At 37.2% G+C, this 13,694-nt stretch carries 14 protein-coding genes; 7 read left to right on the top strand and 7 right to left on the bottom strand.

The genetic code is table 11. From position 1 onward, the window contains the following. Nucleotides 1-67: 67 nt before the first annotated feature. The gene (locus FJR38_RS08380) at nt 68-991 is read right to left on the bottom strand and encodes a tetratricopeptide repeat protein (RefSeq protein WP_371418163.1); all 924 of its coding nucleotides are present in this window, start codon (nt 989-991) and stop codon (nt 68-70) included. An 88-nt stretch (nt 992-1,079) separates the two neighbouring features. After that, nucleotides 1,080-1,418, bottom strand: a complete 339-nt coding sequence (gene petJ, locus FJR38_RS08375; RefSeq protein WP_168536473.1) for a cytochrome c6 PetJ — start codon at nt 1,416-1,418, stop codon at nt 1,080-1,082. A 530-nt stretch (nt 1,419-1,948) separates the two neighbouring features. Here petJ and FJR38_RS08370 point away from each other — a divergent pair. From FJR38_RS08370 to FJR38_RS08360, 3 genes are all read left to right on the top strand, one after another. Further along, nucleotides 1,949-2,722 (top strand): ArpA protein, encoded by a 774-nt coding sequence (locus tag FJR38_RS08370; protein ID WP_168499896.1) that lies wholly within the window; start codon nt 1,949-1,951, stop codon nt 2,720-2,722. Nucleotides 2,723-2,849: 127 nt separating this feature from the next. Beyond that, on the top strand, nt 2,850-3,110 hold the full coding sequence (locus FJR38_RS08365; protein WP_168536472.1) for a hypothetical protein: 261 nt from the start codon (nt 2,850-2,852) through the stop codon (nt 3,108-3,110). Next, a complete protein-coding gene (locus tag FJR38_RS08360; protein WP_168537184.1) occupies nt 3,008-3,595 on the top strand; it encodes an iron-containing redox enzyme family protein in 588 nt (195 codons plus the stop codon). Before FJR38_RS08365 ends, FJR38_RS08360 begins: the two co-directional genes overlap by 103 nt. A 233-nt stretch (nt 3,596-3,828) precedes the next feature. On the opposite strand, the gene FJR38_RS08355 is transcribed toward FJR38_RS08360, so the two are convergent. Continuing rightward, nucleotides 3,829-4,782, bottom strand: a complete 954-nt coding sequence (locus FJR38_RS08355; RefSeq protein WP_168499900.1) for a DMT family transporter — start codon at nt 4,780-4,782, stop codon at nt 3,829-3,831. Between the two features lie 109 nt (nt 4,783-4,891). Here FJR38_RS08355 and FJR38_RS08350 point away from each other — a divergent pair, with 109 nt between their 5' ends. Together FJR38_RS08350 and FJR38_RS08345 are read left to right on the top strand one after the other, a co-directional pair. Then, nucleotides 4,892-5,986, top strand: coding sequence for an amidinotransferase (locus FJR38_RS08350; protein ID WP_168499902.1), 1,095 nt, complete (start codon nt 4,892-4,894; stop codon nt 5,984-5,986). Nucleotides 5,987-6,094: 108 nt separating this feature from the next. Then, complete coding sequence (locus FJR38_RS08345; protein ID WP_168499904.1) at nt 6,095-6,562, top strand: GNAT family N-acetyltransferase; 468 nt, start codon at nt 6,095-6,097, stop codon at nt 6,560-6,562. 63 nt (nt 6,563-6,625) lie between these two features. Here FJR38_RS08345 and FJR38_RS08340 read toward each other — a convergent pair whose 3' ends face one another. Beyond that, the gene (locus FJR38_RS08340; protein WP_168499906.1) at nt 6,626-7,117 is read right to left on the bottom strand and encodes a GNAT family N-acetyltransferase; all 492 of its coding nucleotides are present in this window, start codon (nt 7,115-7,117) and stop codon (nt 6,626-6,628) included. A 109-nt stretch (nt 7,118-7,226) separates the two neighbouring features. Continuing rightward, the gene (locus FJR38_RS08335) at nt 7,227-8,396 is read right to left on the bottom strand and encodes an RpoD/SigA family RNA polymerase sigma factor (RefSeq protein WP_168499908.1); all 1,170 of its coding nucleotides are present in this window, start codon (nt 8,394-8,396) and stop codon (nt 7,227-7,229) included. Nucleotides 8,397-9,720: 1,324 nt separating this feature from the next. Here FJR38_RS08335 and priA point away from each other — a divergent pair. Further along, on the top strand, nt 9,721-12,189 hold the full coding sequence (gene priA, locus FJR38_RS08330) for a primosomal protein N' (RefSeq protein WP_168499910.1): 2,469 nt from the start codon (nt 9,721-9,723) through the stop codon (nt 12,187-12,189). Nucleotides 12,190-12,409: 220 nt separating this feature from the next. Further along, nucleotides 12,410-12,643 carry a hypothetical protein gene (locus FJR38_RS08325; RefSeq protein WP_168499912.1) on the top strand — a complete coding sequence of 78 codons (234 nt, stop codon included), beginning with the start codon at nt 12,410-12,412 and terminating at the stop codon, nt 12,641-12,643. A gap of 241 nt (nt 12,644-12,884) precedes the next feature. On the opposite strand, the gene FJR38_RS08320 is transcribed toward FJR38_RS08325, so the two are convergent. Both FJR38_RS08320 and FJR38_RS08315 read right to left on the bottom strand, forming a co-directional pair. Then, nucleotides 12,885-13,277, bottom strand: coding sequence for a type II toxin-antitoxin system VapC family toxin (locus FJR38_RS08320; RefSeq protein WP_168499914.1), 393 nt, complete (start codon nt 13,275-13,277; stop codon nt 12,885-12,887). Between the two features lie 64 nt (nt 13,278-13,341). Beyond that, a partial coding sequence (locus FJR38_RS08315; RefSeq protein ID WP_168536471.1) for a Tn3 family transposase occupies nt 13,342-13,694 on the bottom strand: 353 nt, incomplete at its 5' end.

The raw sequence follows: 13,694 nt of genomic DNA, 5'->3' as shown, positions 1-13,694 counted from the left end.
GGGTTTTGAGGTTTTTACATTTCGTTACATAGTTCGGTTGATTTCAGCCAACCTACTTATGAAAATATTAAAGAGAAGCAATTTCCCAGACTGATGAGATTTCTTTTTGAACACGTTTTAATAAATCTAAGGTTCTTTGATAAGCAAGTATTTGTTTTTGCTGTCCAAAATATACCGATGCTTTTTGGAAATCAGATATGGCTATTTGGTAGTATCCTAAGTTATAGTTTGCTACTCCCCGGTTCACATAAGCCTGAGCATTACTAGGATTTAGCCTAATCACTTGGGAAAAATCACGCTTTGCACAAAAATTATCCCCATTCCTTCCACAAATGCAACCCCGGTTAAAATATGCTCTATCATCATCAGGATTAAAATGAATGGCAAAATGAAAATCATTCATAGCTGCTTCCATATTTTGCAACTCAAAATGCGCTAAACCTCGGTCATTATGTATATCTGCTAATCGTAAAGTATTAGTTGAAGGAACTTTAGTTAATGCGAGATTATAATCAATTATAGCTTGGGAATAATTACCGTCTCCAGCTAAGGCTATACCCCGGTTATAGTAAGCACGGAAATTATCGGGTTTGAGAGCAATTACTTGATTATAATCGGCAATAGCATCTAAGTAATTTCCCTGTCTATATTGTGCTATTCCTCGGTTGAGATAAGCCTCTGTATTATCAGGTGCTAAATTTAGTGCTTGAGTGCAATCAGCGATCGCTTGATGGTAATCTTGGATTTGTAAATATGCTAAACAGCGATCGCTATAAGCTACACTAAAGTCACTTTGCATTTGAATAGCCAAACTAAAATTCTCAATGGCTTTTTGGTAACTTTTTTGGTGCATTTGGTTTACACCCAACTTAAATAAGTCACTGGCTGTAATTTGAGTTTCCGCAAGCAGTGATGAATTTGCACTGGGGACTAAAAAAGCGCAAACAAAAACTATAATTATACTGAGGATTAATCGCCAGAAATAAGTCACTTACATCTCCTTTGATAATTTCAACAGTACAAATATTTGGCGGGACAAAAGCCCCGCCCATTGTTAAACCATCACATTAGATGTAAACTTACTTCTTCCAGCCGTTATCAGCTTGTTCTAGTACATAAGCTGCTACATCTTCTATTTGATCTGCTTTTAACTTCTTACCAAAAGCTGGCATAGCACCTTTACCCTTAGTAACTTGAGCAATAATGGCTTCTGCTGAATACATACCGTACTTTTCCAAATCTGCTTTTTTCAGGCTTTTGGCAGCATTAACTAAATTTCTGCCACCCGCATGACAAGAAGCACAATTAGCACTAAATATTTTAGCTCCACTGGCTGCGTCTGCGGCCAAAGCGGGACTACTGAAGGCAAAGGTGAAGATAGCTACGCTTAACAGTAATACTGAGATAATTCTTTTCATCTGGTGTTCTCTCTACAACAATTGTGGAAACTGTGCAAATATCCTTTCTAATTCTGATTTGATCTGGTAGGATTAGTCAAACGACAGGCTGTAAAACTTGGCTTGAATACTCAATTATTCAAGGTCAATTGATTGTGATACAAAGGATCGAGGAAAAATATAAAATTAATATGATCCAATCTTGTGGCATGGGCATACTATGGCTAACGCCACTCTATGCTATCGACAAGCTCAGTACAAGTCCTGCCTGTCCTTGTATTATTGTTCAATAATAATAATATTAGCTAAAACACACAGATAATATTTTTTGTCAAGCGGTAAGTCCTGGTTAATCGTGAACACAAGTAAGGTTGTAAATTGATACTGTGTACGTAAATTATTATATAAATCTAAAGACGATTGTAATAAGCAAGCTATTAATGTTTAAAGCTAATTCTTAATAAATATTTAGAAAATATTTAGAAAATAATGCAACAAGAAAGAACAAATATATGGTATAAATTTCTATGTATATTTACTCACATGGTGAAATGACAAATTTTACAAAAGTGAACGTCTGGGAAGAAGAAATTCAACAAAATATTGCTAATAATTTCTCCGAATCATCTTTAACATTTCTCTCTCACCAGTTTAAGCGTGATGGGTTTCTTAAAGTTCCTCAAATCATGCCTCTCCAGATCCGTCAAGAAATGAAACAAGAGGCTCTAAGATTGTTAGAATTGCACTCTGAACGACGTGATTTAAAACTAGCAACAACGGGAAATACTCCCAGAAATATGAGTGTAGTAACCAGCGAAAACATTGCTGAAAGCAGTGAATTTGTTAATACTATCTATAGATCCGAAGCACTGAAAAATATACTAGAAAAATTGGCTGGTGAACCTTTCTTAGCTTGTCCATCAAAAGATGAAGAATTTTTGATTACCAGACATGAAAAAAGCGGAGATACCCACGGTTGGCACTGGGGAGATTATCGTTATGCGCTAATTTGGATTTTAGAAACTCCACCTATCGAACATGGTGGAATGTTGCAATGTGTTCCTCATACCAGTTGGGATAAAACTAATCCAAGAATTCATGAGTATCTGTGTGAGAATCCTATCAGCACCTATGGTTTTGTTACTAGTGACATTTACTTGTTGAAGTCAGATACAACTCTTCATCGAACAGTTCCCTTAAATCGTGATTCTACACGCATTATGCTCAATATGACTTGGGGATGTCTTGATGATCAGAAAAGAAATCTCAATGAGAATGATCGTTGGTGGGCAGAGAAAGAAGTAGTAGCTGGTAATTACAGCTAAATTTTAGCTGTGTCAGCATGAGATTTGATATTTTTTAAACATCACCTGTCAAAATGTTAGAAAATTGCCAAAAAGCAATGCAAACATCTTCTCAAAAATGTAATCTATCTGTGTAGGAGAACCGAAAATGACAGCTTTACAAGTACAAGAATTTGAGAAAATCCAAGATCCAAATGTTCGTCAACGCTTAGATGTTGATGGCCCAGAGATCAAAGACTATTTGAACGGGAAGATGGAGTATATTCTCAATCACCGCGCAGTCCAACATCCTCTGCTCAATTTACTATCGCAAAAAACGCATTTACTAAAGAACAAGAAAAGAAATTCTACCTGGAAACTTGGTATTACTTTAAAAACGAACCTTTCTATATTACGAGTATGGCAGTAAATACTCGTGATTATAAAGTATTGAAGGAAATTATCCTCAATGTTTATGATGAAGTGGCTGGAAAAGTAACCCATGAAACTTTGTTTCGTGAACAACTGAATGCTATGGGGATTACTGATGAAGAAATTGCTAATCATCAATGTTTGCCTAGCACTACAGCTATTAATAAAGGTGCAGAAAAACTTTATTGTGAACCCCCAATTGAAAGAAACTTAGGGGCGTTCTATGCTGATGAAACTATGTCAGCAGTATTGTCAACTCAATTCAATGATGCCTTGCTGAATCAAGGATATGACAAGAACGTGAGAAAGCATTGGATAATGCACGTAAATGTAGAAATTAGCCATAGCAATAATGCTTTTAATGCGATCGCACCCTATTTGGTTAATCAAGAGGGACGAGACTTATTTGAAGAAGGCATCAATACATATCTACAACTATTGGAAACCTATTGGGACGGCGTTGATGCCATTGTCAGAGGATAAAAAACTAGTACCGCACGGCGTAAATAAACCAACCATTCTTAATCGCCAAAAAGCTTGCTGAATATTACTTTTGACTTTTGACTTCCGCCTTGCGATACTAGTACCGCAGTGTGGAATTGATAATTAAAAATTAAGAAAGCAGATTCTACAAGCTTTTGGTGAAATTTTTAATAGTTGGTTAACGAAGGAAATAAATTTTTTAAACTAATGCAGGAGAGATAATTTTGGAAAAATTAATTTTTGCTTACATCACCTGATTCAGCAATGTAAATACCCAATAAAACAACGAAAAAAGCGATCCAATTCACGAAACTTAAATATTCTTGAAAAACTATCCATGCCAGAATAGCTGCCATAATTGGTTGTAGTAACATGAATAGAGAAACAAAGCCAGAAGAAAATTGTTTTAGTTGATAGATAAAAATAACAGAAGCAATAACTTGACAGAGAATACTTAAAGAAAATATGTTTAACCAACCTAATAGTGAAGTTGGGAAAACTTGATTTTCAAATATGAGAACAAAAGGTAACAAGAGGAGACTTGAAAGGACACAATACCATAGTGAAATAGTCAACGAAGAAAATTGAGATCGGAGTTTTTCTATAGTTAAAAAATAACCTGCATAAACCACAGCAGATAATAAAGCCCAAGCATCACCTATCAGGTGATTATGAGAAACGTGTAAATCTTGAATTCCAATGGATATTGCTCCACCTACAGCAACAATCATGCCAATGATAAATCTTCGATCAAACTTTTGACCTAAGAATAACCAGCCACCAAGCACAGCAAAAACTGATGGCAAGTTATGAAGAAGATTAGAATTAGCAACGGTAGTTTGAGTTAAAGATAAAGCCCAAGTAACTAAACATATTTCTCCCAACATTACCCCAATTAGGAATATAGCTAAAGTGCTAAAAGTAATTGGTTCTGAATCTTTAGACAATGATGAATTACTATATTGACTTTCCCAGATTATAACTATTCCTTGCCAAAATAGGAATATTACGGCAGCTATTAATTCCCGATTAAAAACCGTAGCATTAGGACCTAGTTCGTCTTCACTCAATCTTGTAAATATAGGATCTAAGGATACGAGTAATACTGCTATCAATAACAAAACTAAATCCAAAATTCCTGGCTTTAATGCTACTTTATCTACTGGCTTCTCAACAACATTAGTCATTATAAAAATTGTATATCTTGATTTCGTGTTTCATAATACCATAATATATGTGAGCAATTCACTTGCATAGCTTCCAGAAATTATACATTGTTCTTAACTTGACATAGATATGGCATTTAATCCGCAATCAACCGCACCAACAACACCCGTTGTCAATTCATTTAACGAATGGGATCTTTTAGAAGAAGTAATTGTTGGCCGATTGGATGGTGCAGTTATACCACCTTGGCATATTACAGTTAAAGCAACAATGCCACAGCGTTATTGGGATGTGTTCCGTACCTATGGTGGTAAATTATTTCCAGAAGAGTTAATTAAAGCTGGAGAAAAAGAACTAGAAGAACTTACCCACATTTTAGAAGCAGAAGGTGTCAAAGTTCGCCGTCCCGACGCGGTAAATTATACTGTTCCTTATGGAACTCCAGACTGGCAAAGTCCTAGTGGTCTTTACGGAGCAATGCCCAGAGATGTGATGATCGTCATTGGGGATAAACTAATTGAAGCTCCCATGCCTTGGCGGTCTAGATATTTTGAAATTAATGCCTATCGTTCACTCATCAAAGAGTATTTTCATGCTGGCGCACAATGGCTTCCCGCACCTAAGCCTGAACTACGCGATGAACTATATAACTATCAATATGAAGAAGCAGACAAAGATGCACTATTTAACTCTTCACTAACTGAATTTGAACCAGTATTTGACGCGGCTGAATTTAGTAGATGTGGTAGAGATATCTTTGTTCAACAAAGTCAAGTAACCAATCAATTTGGGATAGAATGGATGCGGAGATGTTTAGGAGATGAGTACAGAATTCATGAACTCAAATTCAAAGATCAATCTGCCATGCACATTGATGCCACCTTTGTTCCTCTCGCTCCTGGTAAGCTTTTAATCCATCCTTACAAACTTGATAAACTTCCCGATATGTTCCAAAGTTGGGATGTAATCCAAGTTAAAGAATTCGCTCTTCCTGACGATCATCCCCTGTATATGAGTAGTAAGGGAGTAGGGATGAATGTTTTATCAATTGATGAAAATAGAGTGATCGTGGAAAGGCAAGATGAACCCATGATTAAACTATTAAAAAATTGGGGATTTACACCAATTCCTTGTAATTTCCGGAACTTTAATACCTTTGGTGGTTCTTTCCATTGTGCAACTTTAGATATTAGAAGAAAAGGCACACTGCAATCTTATTTTTAGGATTTAAAAAAGCAGGTTTTTCCCCCCTAAGTAATGTAGGGTGGGCAATGCCCACCAATATTTCAAAAATCAAATATTAGTGCTATCAAGTCATAGGAACAGCAAAAAATGGAACAGGAGTTATTAATTCGTAGGGGTGAATTGCAGGATTTAGATATTTTAGTTGAGTTTAATCAAGCTTTAATATATGAAACAGAAAAGAAACAACTCCCCGTCAATGTTATAACTGGGGGTGTAGAAACATTATTAAAAACGCCGAGTTTGGGATTTTATTTATTAGCTGAAAAGAATCATCAGGTTGTTGGTTCATTAATGATCACCACGGAATGGAGCGACTGGCGTAATGGTTTATATTGGTGGATACAAAGTGTATATGTTCACCAAGATTTTCGTCGGCAAGGAATTTTTAGAACCCTTTATAAATTTGTGAAACAACAGGCAGAAAATCCAGGAAATGGGCTGAAAGTCTGCGGATTTAGACTTTATGTTGAGCGTGAAAATACAGTCGCTCAAAAGACTTATCAAGCTCTAGGAATGAAGGAAAGCTATTATCATATTTATGAAGAATTAAAGTAAAGATTAAAGAAAGATTAAAGATCCCCGACTTCTTAGAGAAATCGGGGATCTGATTGATTATTATCAATTATTTGCCAACTTAATTAAATTCTCTTGATTAAGACGACAAATACGCCAATCTTCTATCATCTCTGCTCCCATGCGATAATAAAATTCTTGGGCTGATACATTCCAATCTAAAACATTCCATTCTAAACGTCCACAATCCCTTTCTACAGCTATTTGAGCTACCTTAATTAAAAGTGCTTTGCCAATACCTTGCTGACGATATTCTGGGATAATATAGATATCTTCTAAATAAATTCCAGGCTTGGTCAAATAGCTAGAATAATTATGGAAGAACATGGCAAAACCTACTGCCTGTCCACCAATTTCTGCTAATATTGCCTCTATATATTTTGGTGAGCCAAATAAATGCTGGTGGAGTTTTTCAACGTCGCCAGTCACAGTATGAGATAATTTTTCGTATTCTGCCAATCCCTGAACCAATTCAAATAATACAGCAGAATCACTAGGTTCAACAGCACGGATAATTAAATTAGTATTAGCAGTCATCAGTTATTAATCTATAGTCCACAGTCCATAGTTTATACCGCAGTGGATGATTTTTTTCAAAACTAACAACTGACAACTGACAACTGACAACTAACAACTGACTAATGACTTATACCAACCATCCTTTTAAACGCTTGGCTATGTGAGGACGACGTAGCTTTCGCATAGCTTTACTTTGGATTTGGCGGACTCGTTCGCGGGAAAGGTTAAACATATTCCCCACTTCTTCTAGGGTGCAGGGTTCGCTGCTGGTGAGTCCATAGCGGAGGGAAATGACATCTTTTTCCCGTGGGGTGAGTACGTCTCCTAAGACTTCCCAAATCTCCTGACGCATCATGTTTTCGTTCATTTTTGCTTCTGGAGACTGATTATCTTCATCTTCTAGCAAGTCCATTAACTCTGTGTCTTCTTCTTTACCGACACGGTGGTTCAGGGAAAGGGCTTGACGGCGTAGTTGTTGAAGTTGACGGAGTTGGTGAACTGTAATTTCCAAAGCTTCGGCCATTTCGGCTTCAGAGGGGTTACGAGAAAGTTTTTGTTTGAGTTCCCGTTGGGCTTTTTTTAGTTTATTAAGTTTTTCAACAATATGGATTGGTAAGCGAATAGTTCGGGCATCATTAGCGATCGCTCTTGTAATTGCTTGTCTAATCCACCAATAAGCATAAGTAGAAAATTTATATCCTTTGTCAGGATCAAATTTTTCCGAAGCGCGGTTTAAACCCATTGCTCCTTCCTGAATCAAATCTAGAAAAGGTACGCCACGATTTAGATACCGTTTAGCAATAGATACGACTAATCTCAAGTTGGAGCGAATCATTTTCCGTTTAGCGACTCTACCTTGATACAAGCGGCTTTCTAGTTGTTTTTCCGTCATTTCTAACCGGGAAGCTACTTGATTTTTACTAGGGTGTGTTCCTAGCTCTAATTCCAAGGCTGCTTGTAATTCTTTGACTTCTTCTAAAAATCTCACCCGTCGCGCTAATTCTACTTCTTCATCAGGTTTGAGTAGGGGATAACGCGCCATTTCTTTGAAAAATGCGCCTACAGCATCATCATGTTCCGTCTTATTATATCCCGAAGGACGGGCTGCGCCCATTTCATCGCCATTGCGTTCTTCTGATTCCAAGTTTTCGACAATTGCAGTATCTTCATATACTACTTGATCTAGGCTCTCAAGCGATGGTTCTTCATGATCAGTAATATTCTCTAGTATTTCCATTGCTCCCAATTCAGCAATATTCATAGTTTCCTTTAGGGACGGTTGCTTTGTTTGGTACATAATTTAATGACAACAGCCTGTTTCAGGCTTGGTAGTTTTCCCTTCAGGACAAATACACCCTTATCACTAGCAAAATAATCTCTTTTTGATCATTCCTTTTCGGGAATGGAAATCAGTATTTGTCCATTATTTTTCGTTCTGGCTAGATACAACCTATAATCATTAATGGTTTTAGCACCCACAAAAAACTATCTTTTTCAGAATACCAATAGACATCAATACTTGTCGGTTAAGGGGGAAAAAGGCAGGAGAATAGGAAAATAAAAAACTTTTCCCCTTTATTTTTCAATTTTTACCCGAACTAACTTAACTAATTATCAGGTCTTAACTGATTAGTATTGCAATAGACATATTCTTCATCAAAGAACAGAACAAAAAATAGGGAATAGATAACTAGGAACAGTTTTTCTACTTTTCTTTTCCCTATCCGCCAGTCAAGATACCCCCACGAATATCAGCGATATATTTCCGGTGGAGTCTAAATAAACCCTGCGGTTACTTCCTCTTCCTTCTTTATTCTTTTCTTAATTATCAAATATGTCAAATCCCCCCATACCAACTTTAACAAATATAAAAAAGTAGAGAAAGCACTCTATAGATCCATCCTAAATGATTTGTGAGTAAATCTGTTGTTTGTTGCCTATTGTCTGTTCATCGCCTCCCTAAAGCCACGCTATCTGTCACAAATACAAGAAAAATCCTATATATTAAATTTTTGTGTATTTTTTGCAAAGTTTCTATGTTTCTCCGGTTTAGATGATGGAAGTTATTGAATAAATCATCATTTTGGTACTAAAGTTATTTATCTCTACGAAAATTTACTCAATGATTCAAATTACGAAAATGGTAACTTACAATCCGGATAATATTTATCGTCTCAAAGCATCTCATATTGCCAAAGTATTTAATATCTATCAATGGGTGGAAAAGCTTTGTGTTCTATTTCATAGATCAAACTCTGAATTGATTAATAACATAATTTCCGGGAACAGGAAACAGTAGGAAAAATCTCTGTAATTAAGGGCTGCTGAATACTTACTAATACACAAGGAGATAAGTCCATAAAATATTAAAAATTCTAAAAACCCCTATTTAATCTGATTTTTGGGGTTTAATTTTTAATTTTTAAATTATTTATTACCTGGATGCTAGGAGATAATTTGTTTAGTAGATTACATAAATTAAAGATTATCAAGTATTATGGGTAATTGAAGTATTGTAAAATACTATTTACATCAGGTTAAACCAAAGGATAGAGTTAAGTAAGCTTGGATAATATTAATCAAGTATGTGAGCAAATTATTTGTTTATAAATCGGGAAGTTATGTATAGTAAGAGTGCTAATTTATCTGTTATAGCCGTAGCTGAACCAGGGGGATCATATCAGCCCCAAACTAAGTTATCTCAATGGATTGAAGTGCTGGTAGACTGTCCAGGATGTTCAGACTTATTTACGTATAAAATACCAGAACAGTTATCAATTAAACCAGGAGATATTTTAAGTGTTCCTTTCGGTGCGACACAGGTAGGAGCGATCGCTATTCGCTTATTAACTCAACCAGATATAGATATTCCCTTAGAGAAAATTCGGGAAGTAGAAGATGTCGTCAGTGAGGGGTTTTTTCCTCCTGGTTATTGGAATTTACTTAATCGTGTTGCGTCTTATTACTATACACCTCTAATACAAGTTATTCGCGTCGCTTTACCACCAGGCTTATTAGGGCGATCGCAACGTCGTCTACGCTTAACTCCCTTGGGAAGAAAAAATCTCTCGATTTACATCAGCCCTACAGCCCAGCAAGTAATCGCTCTGTTAGAAAAAACCCCTACAGCAGACTATAGTTATCACTACATTCAACAAAAAGTTAAAGCCGCATATCGGGGAATACGGGAATTAATCAGATTAGGATTAGCAGAAAACTATTTAGAACCGCCAAGACTCACCCAACCTAAATTACAAAAAGCTGTCACCCTCCTGGATAATCCCAATGAAGATTTAACAACCCGTCAAAAAGAAATTGTCGAAGTTCTACGCCGACAAGGCGGAGAAATGTGGCAAAGTGAATTATTGCAACTTTGCAGTACCAGCACTTCTACCCTCAAAGCCTTAGTAGATAAAAGTTATATAGTCATTGAAGACAGGGAAATATTACGCAGAGAACAAGGACCAGTCATGGCTGGGGATCAGGATAAATCCTTGACACCAGCCCAAAATAACGCCTTAGAAACTATTAATTCCTTAACTGGATTTGCTCAAGTATTGTTACATGGAATCACAGGTTCAGGGAAAACAGAAGTATACTTGCAAGCGATCGCTCCCTTAGTAGCCCAAGGAAAATCCGCCCTCGTCTTAGTTCCCGAAATCGGACTTACACCTCAACTCACAGATAGATTCCGCGCTAGATTTGGTCAGAAAGTCCACGTTTATCACAGCGCCCTCTCCGACGGTGAACGTTACGACACTTGGCGACAAATGCTCACAGGAGAACCACAAATCATCATTGGGACCCGCAGCGCCATTTTCGCTCCTTTACCCAACTTAGGCTTAATTATCCTCGACGAAGAACACGACAGCAGCTTTAAACAAGATTCCCCCATTCCCACTTATCACGCCCGTACCGTCGCTCAATGGCGAGCCGAATTAGAACATTGTCCCCTCATTTTAGGTTCAGCAACTCCCTCTTTAGAGAGTTGGGTGAGTGGAAATCAACTATATTTATCATTACCAGAACGGATTAACTCGCGGCCATTACCCCCTGTGGAAATAGTGGATATGCGTCAAGAGTTAAAAGAGGGGAATCGGTCTATTTTTAGTAGAAAGCTGCAAAATGCACTGCAACAATTAGAAGAAAGACAACAACAGGGAATATTATTTATCCACCGCCGTGGACATAGTACATTTGTTTCTTGTCGCAGTTGTGGTTATGTGTTGGAATGTCCCCACTGTGATGTATCCCTCGCGTATCATCACGTGGAAGCGGGAGCGCCGGAATTATTACGCTGTCATTATTGTAATTATGGGCGATCGCATCCTCCCCATTGTCCCGAATGCAGTTCCCCTTATTTAAAGTTTTTCGGAAGTGGTACTCAACGGGTAGCGCAAGAATTAACTAAACAATTTCCCAATTTGAAAATAATTCGCTTTGATAGCGATACCACCCGCACCAAAGGTTCACACCGGAAACTTCTCACCCAATTTGCTAACGGTGAAGCCCATTTATTAGTGGGAACACAAATGTTAACGAAGGGGTTAGATTTACCTCAAGTTACTCTGGTGGGTGTAGTCGCTGCGGATGGATTACTGCACTTATCTGATTATCGCGCCAATGAACGCACATTTCAAACCCTCACCCAAGTTGCAGGAAGAGCAGGAAGAGGGGAAGATCCTGGTAGGGTAATTGTCCAAACCTATACCCCAGAACATCCTGTGATTGAAGCCGTACAAAAGCATGATTATCAATCTTTTTCTGATGCAGAGTTAACAGAAAGACAAACCCTGAATTATCCTCCTTATGGGAGATTAATTTTATTGCGGTTAAGTAGTTTAGATCCCATTCAAGTCCAAAACACAGCCCAAATCATTGCCACCTTTTTAAGCGGTAAAGAAGGATTTGAGATATTAGGACCCGCACCAGCTAGTATATTACGAGTAGCTAACCGTTATCGGTGGCAAATATTACTTAAATTTGCGCCTGACGCATTACCAAATTTACCAGATTGGCCAGAAGTGCGATCGCTTGCTCCCGCTTCTGTCAGTTTAACAATTGACGTAGATCCGATTAATATTATGTAAATTTCTACCTCTTCCCTCTGCGGTTTGATAAATATTCAAATCCAAAGGAACTGTCACAAGAAATACACCATTTTCCTAGCAAAAGAGCAGTGAAAAAACTTCCATCCTTTTGAATAGAACTTAATGCCAATTTGACTATATTATTATTAATATTAGTTGAGATTGCTTCAAAACTAATTTAGCTACAGTCAATGTTTGTTACATAGAAAGATGACAAATTATGAACAACAAATTATTTACTAGCGTATCTATTAAAGAACAAGAAAATACTTGTGGTGGTGTTAATACCACTATTCCTAGTATTCCTGGTATTCCTGGTATTCCTACTATTCCTACTAATCTAACGTCAGCACTAGCATTTCTCAATATTATACCGTTAGATCCTATCGGAAACAACCCCTCGCTACTATTTGCTCCTCCCTTGGGAATTCCTGGTTTCATTAGTTTTCCTTAGTTAATCAGCAAAAATAAAGCCTCTAGAACTAATTCTAGAGGTATTTTATGGTAATTTTAAAAGTCAAAATTTATTGGTTTACCATTAAACTTGCAAACAACCTCTTCGGAAACTGTTGACAAGTTTTCAAGTTTCGGTTATTATTTAAGTATAGTGAAAATCTGTGCGCCCATATATATAGGGTTTTGTTTTCCCAAAGTTATTTTTGTCAGAATCAGGATATCCAGGATGTTTTAATTTATCAAAACCAATCCACAATAGACAGTCCTGAAACTCTGGAAAATTCATTAACATTGTGAGTAATAAGAGTTGCTTGAAGTGCTATAGCTATTCCAGCAATTAAAACATCTATTGAACCAATAGGAGTTCCTTTTTGCTCTAAGTCAGCGCGAATTTTAGCAGCAGCAAAAGCAGCATCTTTATCAAAAGAAACTAAGTTAACCCAGTTTAAAAGTTGCTGAAGTTGTTGAGTTCGTTTTGCGGGTGAATTTGATTTAGCAATTCCCACTTGTAATTCAAAGAGAACAATTGTCGGAATAATAATTTCCTGAGCAGGTATTTTAGCAAAGTTTTGAGCAACTTGTCCTTGACCTTTAAAATAATAAATCAGGGTGTTGGTATCCAAAACATACATTTAGAGACTGGGGTCACCGTGCCAAAACGGGAAAATTGTACGCTAAGGCTGAAAGCTTTATCCATCAAGGATTTGAGCGATACTTATTTTCCTTAACTCGCAAAGGGCGCAAGTTATCAAAGCTGGTTGCCTGCTTCAAATTCCAGACATAATCACCAGTAAGATTGATATGCTCCCAACCCAAAGGTGATAAATGTTGCAAATGCTCTTCAGGAATATCCATACCCTGTTGTTTCAAATGCTCAACAGCCTTTTCTGTGTACACCGTATTCCACACAACAATCGCCGCCACCACCAAATTCAACCCACTAGCCCGATAAAATTGGTCTTCATAAGAGCGATCGCGGACTTCACCCAGACGATTAAAAAACACCGCCCTTTTCAGGGTATGTTTTGCCTCACCCTTGTTTAAACCCG

Source organism: Anabaena sp. UHCC 0253, from assembly GCF_009712085.1.
Lineage (GTDB): Bacteria > Cyanobacteriota > Cyanobacteriia > Cyanobacteriales > Nostocaceae > Dolichospermum.
The sequence above is the reverse complement of the archived record's forward strand: the minus strand, read 5'-3'. Positions and strand labels throughout refer to the sequence as shown.

What these genes read in the sequence shown, in the direction of transcription:
- petJ (WP_168536473.1), bottom strand. Translation starts at nt 1,418, where the DNA reads ATGAAAAGAATTATCTCAGTATTACTGTTAAGCGTAGCTATCTTCACC.
- FJR38_RS08370 (WP_168499896.1), top strand. Translation starts at nt 1,949, where the DNA reads ATGACAAATTTTACAAAAGTGAACGTCTGGGAAGAAGAAATTCAACAA.
- FJR38_RS08365 (WP_168536472.1), top strand. Translation starts at nt 2,850, where the DNA reads ATGACAGCTTTACAAGTACAAGAATTTGAGAAAATCCAAGATCCAAAT.
- FJR38_RS08355 (WP_168499900.1), bottom strand. Translation starts at nt 4,782, where the DNA reads ATGACTAATGTTGTTGAGAAGCCAGTAGATAAAGTAGCATTAAAGCCA.
- FJR38_RS08350 (WP_168499902.1), top strand. Translation starts at nt 4,892, where the DNA reads ATGGCATTTAATCCGCAATCAACCGCACCAACAACACCCGTTGTCAAT.
- FJR38_RS08345 (WP_168499904.1), top strand. Translation starts at nt 6,095, where the DNA reads ATGGAACAGGAGTTATTAATTCGTAGGGGTGAATTGCAGGATTTAGAT.
- FJR38_RS08340 (WP_168499906.1), bottom strand. Translation starts at nt 7,117, where the DNA reads ATGACTGCTAATACTAATTTAATTATCCGTGCTGTTGAACCTAGTGAT.
- FJR38_RS08335 (WP_168499908.1), bottom strand. Translation starts at nt 8,396, where the DNA reads ATGTACCAAACAAAGCAACCGTCCCTAAAGGAAACTATGAATATTGCT.
- priA (WP_168499910.1), top strand. Translation starts at nt 9,721, where the DNA reads ATGTATAGTAAGAGTGCTAATTTATCTGTTATAGCCGTAGCTGAACCA.
- FJR38_RS08325 (WP_168499912.1), top strand. Translation starts at nt 12,410, where the DNA reads ATGAACAACAAATTATTTACTAGCGTATCTATTAAAGAACAAGAAAAT.
- FJR38_RS08320 (WP_168499914.1), bottom strand. Translation starts at nt 13,277, where the DNA reads ATGTATGTTTTGGATACCAACACCCTGATTTATTATTTTAAAGGTCAA.